10 protein-coding genes and 1 tRNA gene are annotated in these 12,921 nt (G+C 61.1%); 7 read left to right on the forward strand and 4 right to left on the reverse strand.

Annotated features, from left to right (window positions below):
- Positions 1–51 precede the first annotated feature (51 nt).
- On the forward strand, positions 52–2,166 hold the full coding sequence (locus tag RTI30_RS03415) for a UvrD-helicase domain-containing protein (protein ID WP_312262940.1): 2,115 nt from the start codon (positions 52–54) through the stop codon (positions 2,164–2,166).
- Positions 2,167–2,187: 21 nt separating this feature from the next.
- Entirely contained in the window at positions 2,188–2,556 is a 369-nt protein-coding gene (locus RTI30_RS03420) for a hypothetical protein (protein WP_312262941.1), read from the forward strand.
- Here RTI30_RS03420 and RTI30_RS03425 read toward each other — a convergent pair.
- Genes RTI30_RS03425 through RTI30_RS03435 form a run of 3 tightly spaced genes read right to left on the reverse strand, consistent with a single transcriptional unit; the run spans position 2,518 to position 5,041 of the window.
- Positions 2,518–3,789, reverse strand: a complete 1,272-nt coding sequence (locus tag RTI30_RS03425; protein ID WP_312262942.1) for an ATP-binding protein — start codon at positions 3,787–3,789, stop codon at positions 2,518–2,520. The genes RTI30_RS03420 and RTI30_RS03425 overlap by 39 nt on opposite strands.
- Complete coding sequence (locus RTI30_RS03430) at positions 3,786–4,514, reverse strand: response regulator (RefSeq protein ID WP_312274798.1); 729 nt, start codon at positions 4,512–4,514, stop codon at positions 3,786–3,788. The genes RTI30_RS03425 and RTI30_RS03430 overlap by 4 nt, the downstream gene beginning before the upstream one ends.
- Complete coding sequence (locus tag RTI30_RS03435) at positions 4,511–5,041, reverse strand: Spy/CpxP family protein refolding chaperone (protein WP_312262944.1); 531 nt, start codon at positions 5,039–5,041, stop codon at positions 4,511–4,513. Before RTI30_RS03435 ends, RTI30_RS03430 begins: the two co-directional genes overlap by 4 nt.
- Before the next feature lie 199 nt (positions 5,042–5,240).
- Here RTI30_RS03435 and RTI30_RS03440 point away from each other — a divergent pair, with 199 nt between their 5' ends.
- From RTI30_RS03440 to RTI30_RS03460, 5 genes are read left to right on the forward strand one after another with little or no spacing between them, the layout of a single operon-like run.
- Entirely contained in the window at positions 5,241–6,659 is a 1,419-nt protein-coding gene (locus RTI30_RS03440) for a TolC family protein (RefSeq protein ID WP_312262945.1), read from the forward strand.
- Positions 6,656–7,807: an efflux RND transporter periplasmic adaptor subunit gene (locus tag RTI30_RS03445; protein WP_312262946.1), complete on the forward strand. Its 1,152-nt coding sequence runs from the start codon at positions 6,656–6,658 to the stop codon at positions 7,805–7,807. Before RTI30_RS03440 ends, RTI30_RS03445 begins: the two co-directional genes overlap by 4 nt.
- Positions 7,804–10,878 (forward strand): efflux RND transporter permease subunit, encoded by a 3,075-nt coding sequence (locus RTI30_RS03450; protein ID WP_312262947.1) that lies wholly within the window; start codon positions 7,804–7,806, stop codon positions 10,876–10,878. The genes RTI30_RS03445 and RTI30_RS03450 overlap by 4 nt, the downstream gene beginning before the upstream one ends.
- Before the next feature lie 50 nt (positions 10,879–10,928).
- Positions 10,929–11,456 (forward strand): hypothetical protein, encoded by a 528-nt coding sequence (locus tag RTI30_RS03455; protein ID WP_312262948.1) that lies wholly within the window; start codon positions 10,929–10,931, stop codon positions 11,454–11,456.
- Positions 11,457–11,486: 30 nt separating this feature from the next.
- Positions 11,487–12,632: a lysozyme inhibitor LprI family protein gene (locus tag RTI30_RS03460; protein WP_312262949.1), complete on the forward strand. Its 1,146-nt coding sequence runs from the start codon at positions 11,487–11,489 to the stop codon at positions 12,630–12,632.
- Positions 12,633–12,798: 166 nt separating this feature from the next.
- Here the strand turns inward: RTI30_RS03460 and RTI30_RS03465 are convergent.
- Positions 12,799–12,874, reverse strand: a tRNA-Phe gene (locus RTI30_RS03465).
- Positions 12,875–12,921: the final 47 nt, after the last annotated feature.

Genomic DNA, 12,921 nt, shown 5'->3' on the forward strand with positions numbered 1-12,921 from the left:
GGCGGAGATGGGGACCTTCGCGTCGCTTTTCAAGGTATCTGGAGGGCGCTCATGGAATTGAACGAGCGCCAGCAGGAAGCGGTATCCCTTCCGCCGGGGCCGGTCCTCGTCCTCGCCGGGGCTGGTTCGGGAAAAACTCGCGTCCTCACCAGCCGTATCGCCCATCTCCTCGAAGAAGGGGCACACCCAGGGCAAATCCTTGCCGTCACCTTTACCAACAAGGCCGCCCAGTCTATGCGCCAGCGCCTCGCGCAGCTCGTGCAGATCGACCTGCACGGATTGTGGATGGGGACTTTCCACGGCATCGCCCATCGCATTTTGCGCCTGCATCATGGGCTAGTGGGTCTGCCCGCCCAGTTTCAGGTGCTCGACGCCGACGACAGCCAGCGCTTGATTCGCCGTGCCCTCAAGGATCTCGGTCTCGACGACAAATACTGGAATCCGCGGCAACTCGCCGCCCGCATCGGACGCTGGAAGGATGGCGGTATCGCTCCAGACGACTTGCGCCGCGACCCCAGCCTGCCGGAAGCGGTACTGGCGGTCTACCGACAATATGAGCTGCTCAAGGAGCGCGCCGGGGCCGTGGATTTTGCCGATTTGCTGCTCCTTGCGCTGCGCCTATGGCAGGACAAGGCCTTGCTGGCGCAGTACCAAGAGCGCTTTCAGCATGTTTTGGTCGACGAATTTCAGGATACCAATGCCGTCCAGTACCAATGGCTGCACGCCTTGGCGGCGCACGGGCAAATTTTTGTGGTGGGGGACGATGACCAGTCCATCTACGGTTGGCGCGGTGCCGAAGTAGAAAATATCTTCCGCTTTAGTCAGGACTACCCCGGCGCCCGCCTCGTCCGCCTCGAACAGAATTATCGCTCCACCGCACCCATTCTGGCCGCTGCCAATGCGGTCATTGCCCACAATGCCGAGCGCTTGGGCAAGACCTTGTGGACCGCCCGTAGCGGCGGCAGTCCGGTACAGCTGTACCGGGCCTACAACGAAGAGGATGAAGCCCGCTTCGTGGTTGCCCGCATCCAGGATTGGGTGGCAAAAGGGGGCAAACGCGAGGATTGCGCCATTCTTTATCGTTCCAATGCCCAATCCCGGCCTTTTGAAGAACATCTGCTGCGCGAGGGGATTCCCTACCGGGTCTATGGCGGCCTGCGCTTTTTCGAGCGGGCAGAAATCAAGGACACTCTTGCCTACCTGCGCCTGGTACTCAACCGCCACGACGATGCCGCCTTTGAGCGAGTAGTCAACCTGCCGGCGCGCGGCATTGGCGCCGTTACCCTCGAGCGTCTGCGCCAATACAGCCAGGAGCGCGGCCTCTCCCTGTGGCAGGCGGCAGGCGAACTGCAGCAGCCCAAACTGCAGGCCTTTCTGAACCTCATCGACCAGTTGGCAGAACGATGCCGCGACCGCAGTCTCGACGAACAGGTCAGCCTGGTCCTCGAGCAAGTGCCCCTGCGCGACTGGCACGCCCGTGATGGGGATCGTGGCGAGGGCCGTCTGGAAAATCTCGAAGAACTGATCAACGCGGCGCGCACCTTTGCCCTGAGCGATAGCTCGGCGGGTTTGCGGGAGCTGAACCCGGTACCCGGCGATCTCTTGGGCGAATTTCTGACCCACGCCGCCCTCGAGGCGGGTGAGGGTGGGGCGGAGGCCTGGCAAGATGCAGTGCAGCTGATGAGCTTGCACAGCGCCAAGGGCCTGGAGTTTGCCTTGGTCTTTCTGGTCGGCCTGGAGGAAGGGCTGTTCCCCCACCAGCGCAGCCTCGAAGACCCGGCGGGCCTAGCGGAGGAGCGGCGGCTTTGCTACGTGGGCATGACCCGCGCCATGCAGCAGCTGGTGCTTTGTTACGCCGAGAGTCGTCGCCTGCACGGTAGCGAAAGAATGGCCATGGCCTCCCGCTTTTTGCGCGATCTACCACCGGAAGAGGTCGAGGAGTTGCGGCCGCGGGCGCGAATCAGCCGGCCAATCCCCATTCCCGCAGCTTCTGCGCGCAGCGACTGCCCCTATCCCTTGGGCGCCAGGGTGCGGCATCCGGTTTTTGGAGAGGGAACTGTACTCGATTTTGAGGGCGGTGGGCGCCAGGGCCGGATTCAGATACAGTTTGCTTCCGGCAGCAAGTGGCTAGCCTTGGGTATTGTGGCCCTGGAACAACTCTCCTGAGGAGAGCACGGAGGCGCAGGTGTGAACACACGAAGCGGCAGCAAGTCATCGTGGATGCTCGTGGTCATCGTCATCCTGACCTTGATCGCGATGGTCGGCTTTTTCTTTCTCTGGCTGCATCCTTCCGGTACGAGCCCAGTTACCGCGCCCAGCAGCAGTGCAGCGGCGGGCCTGCAATCCGTCACCCCCGTCGGTAGCGCGGTTTCGGTGCCCAGTTTTACCGTTGCACCGAGCATCTCCCAGCAGGGTACCCTCGAGGGGGCAATAGCCGGACGCTGCGGCAATATCGCCTGGCAGAGGCTCGATCCCAAAGAATTGGCGGAGCTGAAAAAGCTTTGCCCCCAGCAAGCCTCAGCCGCTGCGCACGGGCAGCCGCAGGAGCACCCGTAAGCCGCCATCTTCGGCATTGACAAAGCGGATCGAGCCCCCCACCCGCTGCAGAATCCGCTGAATGATGGCTATCCCTAAGCCGGTGCCGCCACCGCGTCCGGCCAGGGCAAAGGGTTTGCCCAGCAAAGCCAGTTTTTCTTCCGAAATTCCCGGGCCGTGATCGCGCAACTCGATCTCCGCTTCCCGGCCAAGAGGGGTAAGGAGCAACTCGATGGGGGGCTCTCCGTGGCGACGGGCATTTTCTACCAAGTTCTGCAGCACCCGTCGCAGCCCTACGGGAGGCACCGATACATAGATCGGCTCCCGTTCCGCCGCCTGCCAGTGCAGGTCCTGCCCCTGTTGCTCGGTAAACTGCTGCAGGAAGGCGGCCAAATCGATCTCCTCTGCAGCTTCCTCCTGGCCGCTGCGCACATAGTCCAGAAACTGATGCAGGGTCTCGTCCATCTCCCAGAGATTATCGACGAGTTCCTGGCGAATCTCTCCGGCATCGCCCGGGAGGAATTCTGCCAGCATGCGCATGCGGGTGAGAGGGGTGCGCAGATCGTGGGACACACCGAGTAGCACCATTTCCCGCTCTTCGAGGAGCTCATAGCGCTCCCGTAGGGCAAGATTGAGTTCGCTGGCCAAGTGCTGAATATCCGCCGGTCCTTCCACCGGCAGCTCCACCGGTCCTTCCCGCCCGCGCTTTTCGACCAGGGCCTGCACCAGTCGCCGCAAAGGGGCGGTGATCTGGCGAACGATCAGGTAGGCCCCGAGGAGCGAAAGCAGGAGGATGGCGCTGAGCTTGAACCATTGCGGTGAGGGACCGGGTGGCGCTTTGGGCATGGGCATGGCCACCGCCACCCGGCTCTCCGGATTGGGATCGATCCATAACAAGTCGCGGCGATGATCGACACGCACCTCTGCCTGCGGCCAACCCATTCCATGCAGGAGCTGCACCGCGCGCGCCAGCATGGGATTGTCGGGAGGCTTGCCGCGCATCTCCTCGAGGGGATAGAAGGCCACACCGATGCGCGCCAGGCGCGGGGCCAACCATTCTGCCTCGCCAACATCGAGGGCGCTGCTCAAGGTCAGCACCTGCGCCCAGTTTTGCGCCAGGTGCCGCGCCTGTGGGTTACCCAGGTAGAGATTGAAATACCAGTACACCGCCAGCTGACTGAGGAGAAGCAGGGCACCGATGAGCAAAAAGATGCGTCCGAAAAGGCTATCGGTCCAGAAGCGCGGCAGTTTCAAGAATGGCGATCCGCGCTGCCGGCATCGGGCACAAAGACATAGCCACGCCCCCAGACGGTTTGCAGGTAGCGGGGCTTGGCGGAGTCTTCCTCAATTATCCGTCGTAAACGGGAGATGAAGACATCGATACCCCGCGGTCCGGGAATATCTTCGCTGTGGCCGTGGATCATGCCCAAGAGTTTGTCGCGCGACAGGGTCTGCCAAGGATGCTCGGCAAGGGCGCGGAGCAGGGCGAATTCGGTCTCGGTGATGGGAATTTCCTGGCCGTCGCGGTACAGACGTCGGTAGTCGAGGGCGAGGTGGAAGGGGCCGAAGTCGATTGCGCCGGGGCTCGGCTCGACCTTGCTGCTGTCTTGACTGCGACGCAGCACGGCGCCGATGCGCGCCAAAAGCTCTTCGGGCTCGAAGGGTTTGGGCACGTAGTCGTCGGCACCGATGGACAGGCCCTGGATGCGGTCGTCGAGATCACCGCGGGCAGTGAGCATGATGATCGGCAATAGCGACTCCTGCTGACGCAGTCGCTGGCAGATCTGAAAACCATCTTCGCCGGGCATCATCACATCGAGGAGCAGGAGATCGTAATGCTCCCGCTCCAGGAGGCGGTCCATCTGCGCCGCCGAGGCGGCGCTATGCACCGTGTAGCCCCGCGATTCCAGGTAGCGCAGGAGGATGTTGCGCAGCTTGGCGTCGTCATCCACCAAGAGAATGCGGGAAGTCGTCGTCACGGTTTGTGCCACCCCTCCTTACCAGGCTGCCAATGCGCCATTTTGGCATAGATGCCGGTAACTTTCTGCCACTGCTCGGCAGTCAGCAGTTTATGCAGGAATTCGACCTGGGCGATGCCGCGCTGCAGCATGGCCGCATGATCCTGCACAACGGCCTCTTGCAGGGGCTTGAGGGCACTGCCGGTTTCGCCACGCAAGAGGGCATCGCGCAGGGCACGGTTGTGGTTTTCGGTCTGCGTCCGCTGGCTCTGCCACTGGGTCTTCTGTTCCTCCCGCCAAGATTTCAGCTGTTTTTCCTGGCTGGGGGTCAACTGCAGTTCGACGGCGTGGCGCCAAACGATGGGCATGAGCATGGGGACCGGCGCATTGGCCATCATCTTCTGCCCGTGCCAGCCCGGCATGCCGTGGGGATGCGGCATCATCGGTCCGCCTGGAGGCGGAGGCGGCATATCGGCGGCGCTGCTGAGTAGCGGAACCGTCAACAAACTAGTAAGAAATAGAGCGGATAGAAGCGGTTTGCGAATCATGCGTGTTCTCCCAAAAGCGAGCCTTACTGCTCAGGGCCTTAGCTTACGAAGTTCCCCAAGCCGCTTACCAGCAAAAAAGTTTTTCGAAAATCAAGCAACTTTGTTACATTTGCCAACAGATTCGCGGCAGCGTCGAGCTATCTCCGCGCCCACTTTTCCGCCAAAATACGCGCGATTCTACTCCGAGAAAGGCTGACCGATGCGCTGGCGTTGGATGATCGCGCTTCTTTTTGCCGCAAGCAGTGCTGCCCAAGCCGGGATTGGGGTGCTCTTCGACGACCCTCTCGGCAGCGAGGCAGGCTTGCCCGCGCATCCGGGAGAGGCCTGGAAGGGGGTCGAGACACTGCCCGCGCTGCGCCCGCTGGCGTCGTGGACCGCCGCCGATGCCAGCAAGGTTTGGAGCCTGCCGGCCCTCTCTGCCTTTGCCCTCGCCCACAATCCGCAGACGGCGGCGGCCTGGGAGTCGTTGCGCGCCCAGGCAGCGGGGCTGGGAATGGCGGAGAGCGCTTGGCTGCCCAGCCTGACATTAAATACCTCGGCGCGGCGAGCACAGGCGGTGGCCACCAATGGCTTTAGCGTCCCCGCCCGCAATAGCGTCAACCCCAGCTTTACCCTGAGCTATACCTTGTGGGAATTTGGTCTGCGCCGCGCCAAGGTAGATGCCGCCCAAGCCCAGGAATGGGTAGCGGGCTATACCCAGAACCAGACCCTGCAGACGGTGGTCTTCAACGTTACCCAGGCGTATTACAACCTCTTGGGTAACGAAGCCCTCTTACATGCCGACGAGCGTAGTGTTGCCGAGAACGAAAAGGCCTTGGAGGCCGCCGAGGTCCTGCACCGGGCTGGGCAGGCAACGATTGGGGATCTCTACCAAGCACGTGCCTCCCTGGCGCAGGCGCAATCTACCCTGGCGGCGCAGCAGCAGGCGGTAACTGCAGGAATCGGCAGCCTGGCGGCGGCGATTGGTGTGCCCCCCGACAGCCAAATCCAGATCGCGCCGCTGCAGTGGGAGGCGCAGGGCCCGCCGCAGTTGCAACAGTCCGTAGAGGAGCTCTTACAGAGCGCGGAAAAGGTCAACCCCGCTCTGCTGGCATCCCGGGCGCAGCTAGCGGCAGCACAAGCGAATGTGCGCTCGGCCCGGGCCAGCGGTCTACCCAGCTTGGCCTTTACCGGCACCTACGGCTATCAGTTCCAAAGCCGATTCAACCCCGGCGACACCTGGACCCTGGGCCTGACCCTCACCGTGCCGCTCTTCACCGGTTTCAACAACCATTACCAGGTACGGCAAAACGAGGCGCTGGCGCGGGAGGATGCCGCCAACCTGGTTAACACCCGCCTCAACACCCTGAGCGCAGTTTGGCAGGACTACCACAATTTTCAGGGCAGCGTCGCTGCCTACCCCGGTGCTGCCGCGGGCCTTGCCAATGCGCGCAAGGCCCTGGAGGTGGTGATCGCCCAATACAAGGTGGGGCAAGCGACCATCCAAGATGTGCTGCAGGCAGAGGCGACCCTGGCCCAGGATCGCTACACCCTCATCAGCGACTTGGTGAAAAGTTACGTCGGCTTGGCGACCCTCAGCCAAGCCGTTGGCATGCCCTTGGGAGACGCCCAACCATGAATCTCGCTCCTGCCCTGCGCCGCAGCGCCCTGATCGTTTGCACCCTGGCTCTGGGGGCCTGTTCGCAAGGACACTCGGGGCATGGCGGCAAGCACGACTTCGCCCCCACCCAGGTACGACTGATTCGGCCGCAGCAAGAGGCGATGACCCACTACCAGAGCTTTCTGGGGACGGTTACACCGCTGCAAACCGTGACCCTGGTGCCGCAAACCTCGGGGGTGCTACAGAAAATGTACTTTCAGCAGGGCGGCCTCGTACAGAAAGGACAGCTACTCTTTCAGATCGACCCGACGCAGGCCCGGCTGAGTCTGGCCCAGGCCCAGGCCAATCTGGCTTCGGCGCGCGCCAGCGCGCGCTACAGCGCCACCGTGGTTGCCCAAGACAAGCCGCTGGTGGAGAAGGATTTCATTACTCGGCAAAGCTATGATCAGGCGGTCTCCCAGGCGCAGGCGGGGGCAGCGGCGGTGCAGGCGGACGAAGCCGCGGTACAACAAGCCGCCCTCACCTTGAGCTACACCCGTATCACCGCCCCCATCAGTGGCCGCATCAGCATGGCTCTGGTCAAGCCCGGCAACCTCCTCGTCGCCAATGCAACACAGCTGGCTACCATCAATCAGCTCAACCCCATCGGCATCGATTTCCAGATTCCGCAAAATCTCCTTCCCGCTGCCCGCCGCGCCAAGGATCAGGCCTGGCCGGTGTTGATCGAGAATGAGCAAGGCGCCGAGATTCTCGATCACGGTACGATACAGATCATCGACAATGGCGTGAGCGCGACGACGGCGACCGTCAGTGTGCAGGCGCAGGCCGCCAATGCCCAAAATCGCCTCTGGCCCGGCCAGTTTGTGCAGGTGCAACTGCCCGTAGCGCAATTGCAAAGCGCCCTGACCCTGCCCGTTGCTGCGGTGCAGCAGGGTAGCTCGGGCAATTTTGTGTACCTCGCCCCCAAGGGCGTAGTGCAAAGCCAGCCGGTGCAGGTGCTTTGGGAAGATGCCAATAAGGCGGTGGTCTCCGGCCTCGCTCCCAATGCGCAGGTAATCTATCCGGTACCGGCGCGGATCTATCCGGGGGTCAAGGTGCTCCTGCCCAAAGCCGGGGCAGCGGGTAGCCACCCCCATCGACAGCCGGCCGCGGACTCTGCCCAGTGAACCTCTCCGCCCTCTTCATTCGCCGCCGGGTGCTGACCATCATCCTTAGCCTAGGGATGGTGCTCTATGGCCTCTTTGCCTTCCAGAACCTGCCAGTATCCCTGCTGCCGAGCGTGGATTTTCCCACGGTGCTGGTGTCGGCGAGCCTCCCGGGCGCCAGCCCGCAAACCATGGCCAGCGCCGTCGCCACACCGCTAGAGAAGCAGTTTCAGGCCATTCCTGGTCTTTCGGCAATGAGCTCCACCAGTAGTCAGGGGTCCACCCGCATCATTCTGCAGTTCGACCTCAGCCAGAATATCGATGTCGCTACCCAAAACGTCGAAAATGCCGTCACCCAGGCGCAGCATCTGCTGCCGCCGGGAATGCCGAGTCTACCCTTTGTCAAACAGATGAACCCCTCGGCCGCACCCATCGAATTCATTGCCCTCTCGGCGCCCAACATGCCGATCTACAAGCTCAATGCCTACGCTGTCGATCGGGTAGTACCGGCGCTCACGGGGGTTCCTGGAGTCGCGCAGGTGGAGGTTTTTGGCGAGCAGAATTATGCGGTGCGCATCCATGCCAATCCCTTTGCGTTGCAGGCGCGGGGGATCTCCCTCCAGGCCCTGGATGCGGCCATCGGTAGCCATAATGTCAACCTGCCCCAGGGTACCCTCCTCGGTGCGGCCCGCAACTATGCCGTGAATGTGCATGGGCAGCTGCACGATGCCAGCGCTTTCGCGCAAATGCCGGTGCTCGAGAAGGGCACGACGGTGGTGCCCCTGGCCGATGTCGCCACGGTGGAAAATGGCGTCGACAACGACCAGATTGCCAGTTGGATCGGCAAGGATCGGGCCCTGATCCTGGCGGTAGTGCGGCAGCCGGGCTCCGACACGGTGTCGATTTCCAATGCCATCGCCAAGCGCCTGCCCGCCCTCAATGCCGGCCTGCCCGGCGGGGCGAAGATGCAAGTCGTGTATGACAAGGCGAGTTACATCCGTGCCGCTGTGCAGGAAGTGGAGTTCACTCTGCTCCTCGCCTCCGTCCTCGTTGCGGCGGTGCTCTGGCTCTTTCTACGCCGGGGTAGCCCTACCCTCATCGGTGCCCTCGCCATTCCCTCCTCCATCCTCGGCACCTTCGCCGTCATTTCGCTGCTCGGCTACAGCCTCAACACCCTAACCCTGCTTGCCCTGACCCTGGCGGTGGGTTTTGTGGTCGATGACGCGGTGGTGATGCTGGAAAATATCGCCCGCCACGAGGAACACGGCGAGGAGCCAGAAGCCGCGGCCTTTGCCGGTAGCGCCGAAATCGGCTTTACCGTGCTCTCCATGACCCTATCCTTGGCGGTGGTTTTTCTCCCCTTTCTCATCCTCGGCGGCATCATCGGGCGCCTCTTTCGCGAATTTGGCGTAACCATTGCCGTCGTCATCCTCCTCTCCGGCCTCGTCTCCCTGACCCTCACGCCCATGCTCTGTGCCCGCTACCTGCGCGTCAAACACAGCGCGCCCAGCGGTTTTGAGCGCTGGTTTGCGGGCTTGCGCGACTGGTATGGGCGGGCCCTACGCAGCAGCTTGGAGCATCGGGCATGGGTCTACCTGGCAGCCCTCTTGAGCCTGCTGGCCATGATCGGTCTCTTCTTCATCCTCCCCAAGGGCTTCATTCCCAGTGAAGACAGCGGCTTGATCATGGGCAACCTGCAATATCCGCAAGGCATCTCTTTTGATCAGCTGAAACAGGAGCAGCAGCGCATTGCCGCGGTGGTGGCACGTAATCCGGCGGTGGAGTCGGTACTGTCGAGCGCCGGGCAGGGTGGTGGCGCCTTTGGCTCCGCCAATTCCGGACGGCTGATGATTCGGCTCAAAGCCAGCGGCCAGCGCAGTAACGGGCAAGAGGTCATTGCCCAATTACGCCGAGCAGTAGCCCATTTTGCTGGGGTGGAAGCCAGTTTCATGCTACCGCCAGCCATTCAGATGGGGCCGATTTCCTCCCAGTCCAATTACCAATACGTGCTGCAGAGCGAGGATCAGGATGCCCTCGACGCTGCCGCACCCAAATTAGTCGAAGCCTTGCGCAAGACTCCAGGTTTTCAGGCGGTGAACAGCTCCTTGCAGGTCGCCAACCCGGAGGTGAACGTTCATATTGCGCAACGACGGGCAGCGGCTCTGGGAGTAACACCCCAGGCCATCGAGCAGGCGCTCAACTTTGCCTTTGGCGGTACCCAGGTGGGGACCATCTATGCGGCCACCAACCAGTATGAGGTAATCCTCGACCTGGCACGGCAGTTTCAGGAAAACATCGGTGCCCTCTCCGCCATTACCCTGCCGGGCACTGGCGGTCTGGTGCCCCTCTCCGCCGTCGCGGAGATGCAATATGGTGTCGGCCCCTTGAGCATCGAGCACTACAATGGCATTCCCAGCGTCACCGTCTCCTTTAACCTGGCGCCGGGGGTGTCGATGGGAACGGCGACGCAGCAGGTGCAACGTATCGCCGCGCAAGTACTCCCCGCCGATGTACAGGGGGCCTTTGGAGGTACCGCGGCGGCCTTCCAGCAGTCGAATTCGACCCTGCCATTTCTGCTTCTGGCAACCGTCGCGTTGATTTATGCCATCCTCGCGATTCTGTATGAGGATTTCATCCACCCCCTGACCATCCTTACGGCCCTGCCCCTGGCGGGCTTTGGTGCCCTGCTGGCGCTGTGGATCTTTGGCCAGGAGCTCGATCTCTTCAGCTTCGTCGGCATCATCATGTTGGTAGGACTGGTGAAGAAAAACGGCATCATCATGGTCGATTTCGCCATCCACCGCCGGCGCGCGGGGGCCTCGGCCGTCGATGCCATTGTCGATGCCTGCGTTACCCGCTTCCGGCCGATCATGATGACCAATCTGGCAGCCATCCTCGGCATTCTGCCCATTGCTATTGGTTTTGGTGCCGGGGCGGAGTCGCGGGTGCCGCTGGGGGTGGCGGTGGCTGGCGGCATTGTCGTTTCGCAATTTCTCACCCTGTTCATCACCCCGGCTTTTTACGTGTTTTTTGAAGGACTCAAGGAGCGAGCGGGGCGACGTCGCGCCGCAAGCCTATCCCCACTGCCGTAACTTCCTAACTTTGTGGTATAAGTTCCCCGACAAAACGAGAGGGGAATACCATGCGCAAACGCTCTTTTGCCTTGCTGTCATTGCCGTTACTGCTGGGTGCCTGTGCCCAGATGCCCGCACCGTCGTCGCCGAATAGTGCCGCCGTTGCTGCTGCGCGCTCGCAAGCAGCGGAACAAACCGCCGAACTGGCGCAAGAACGTCTGGCTGCCGCCGCAGCCCAGCGCCATGCCGCCGAGGCTCGTTTCTGTCCCGACTGGCAGGATGCCTTGCAAATCGTGCGTCGCGATGCGGTAGGTTGCGTGCAGGGATCGAGCAGCGATCAGTCGGCCTGCTGGGACGCAGTCTCGCACTGGGCCAGCGCCAAGGGCGAATACTATGCCGCCCTCGGGCGCCTGTTTGCAGGCCATTCCTATGCGGCACCCAGCGCTGCCGCCGCCAATTTCTTTCGGAATACAGCCACCTGGGCATTGACCTGCCGCGAGGGTACGCAAAACTGTCTGCAAGCAGCGCAGGATTCGACCATGCAAAGCGACAAACAGCAGGTCAACGATTTTTGTGCTAGCCAAGCACAGAGGTAGCATCCTACCCGGCTGACGGGATATCCGTCGATGCAATTTTGGCCGAGATTCCTTGGTAGCGTTGTGGCTGCGATGATAATCGCCTCCCTTATCGGACCGGCGAGTACAGCAGCCCCGCTGCCAAAACCCGTGCTCAGCACCACCTGCTTTTCGCAGGGCCCTTTTGAAGGCCGGGACTACCTCAGTGACTGTGCTGACCCAGAGGAATCCGCCGCGGTGAAAAAATATTTGGCAAGCTATGGCAAAGGGCTTCCGGTGCGAGCAAAAAAGCCGTTTTCTTTGCTGCGCCAGACCATTACGAAGCTCGCCGACGATGGGGTGCTCTATTGTTATGATGGACACAGTGTATCCAGCAACGGCTATTTTTATCGGCAAGCTGAGTATACCTACTGGCAACAATTCATCGATCTTCTCGAGCAAGTTTCTGCTGGCTCCTTGCGCTCACACACAAGCTTCAGCAAAGCCGATCAAAAACTAAACAACGTCTATAAAAACATTCATGAGCGTCTATCCAATTTGCCCGCGGAGATCTATCGCTCGTCAGAAATGGGTTATTGCAGCGATGCGGACTTCTCCAACGTACAAAAATCGCAGCGTCTTTGGCTTACCTATCGTGATGCCTGGAAAGCTTTTGCCGCACAAGTTGCCCCCGAACAGCAAGAAAGCATCCTGGCGCAGCTCACGTTACAGCGCAGTAACTTTCTCGAAGACTATTTGCAAGATGTGCAAAACTCCCTCAGCCAATTGATTGATAGCGAGCTACCCCAGGGTCAACCATGTGGTGCCAACGCATTGGCGCTATGGACATGCGATTTACGCGCGCAACGCGTTCTACTTTGTTTGACTCGGCAAGCGGATGGAAAATCGCAGCTCGATATACGGAAAGTCATACAGCATGGCAAAAAACAGCAACTATTTTACAGTAATCAGGCGGATGCAAAAATCGATTTCCAACGTTATCCCAACGGTGCCGCAAGCCTCATCGTAGGCAGCAAAGACACCCAAATAACCCTTATCGATCCAGAACGGGGAGCTTCCCTGTACGAAATTACGCGGCAGGGGCAAACCGAAAGGCATACCTGCAAAAACCCCAATCAAAGCCTATCTTCTAATGTAGTCGCCGCGATACTCGAGGATTTTGCGCACGCGCAAAGTACCCAAACGCGAACGAAATAAGGCTTGCACGCAACCGCATTCGCTATGGCGCTGCGCCATGGTGTCGAATGCTGGCCGCCGAATGACCGCAGCGATCGGCCGTTTCGCAAAGTGCGGTGGTCCCGATAGTATGAACGCGACACCGACTGTCGTGCGCTTCCGAACTTGTTGCAGAGATTGATTTATATGGTGCCCAGGGGCGGAATCGAACCACCGACACGAGGATTTTCAGTCCTCTGCTCTACCGACTGAGCTACCTGGGCTGGGAGAGTCGCGATTTAAACCGACCCAGCGGCGGAAGTCAAGGCAA

Origin of the sequence: Candidatus Igneacidithiobacillus taiwanensis (genome assembly GCF_031962545.1) — a bacterium.
In the GTDB taxonomy this organism is placed as follows: Bacteria; Pseudomonadota; Gammaproteobacteria; order Acidithiobacillales; family Acidithiobacillaceae; genus Igneacidithiobacillus; species Igneacidithiobacillus taiwanensis.

Coding starts and splice junctions, on each gene's coding strand:
- RTI30_RS03445 (WP_312262946.1), top strand. CDS start 6,656: ATGAATCTCGCTCCTGCCCTGCGCCGCAGCGCCCTGATCGTTTGCACC.
- RTI30_RS03435 (WP_312262944.1), bottom strand. CDS start 5,041: ATGATTCGCAAACCGCTTCTATCCGCTCTATTTCTTACTAGTTTGTTG.
- RTI30_RS03460 (WP_312262949.1), top strand. CDS start 11,487: ATGCAATTTTGGCCGAGATTCCTTGGTAGCGTTGTGGCTGCGATGATA.
- RTI30_RS03455 (WP_312262948.1), top strand. CDS start 10,929: ATGCGCAAACGCTCTTTTGCCTTGCTGTCATTGCCGTTACTGCTGGGT.
- RTI30_RS03440 (WP_312262945.1), top strand. CDS start 5,241: ATGCGCTGGCGTTGGATGATCGCGCTTCTTTTTGCCGCAAGCAGTGCT.
- RTI30_RS03415 (WP_312262940.1), top strand. CDS start 52: ATGGAATTGAACGAGCGCCAGCAGGAAGCGGTATCCCTTCCGCCGGGG.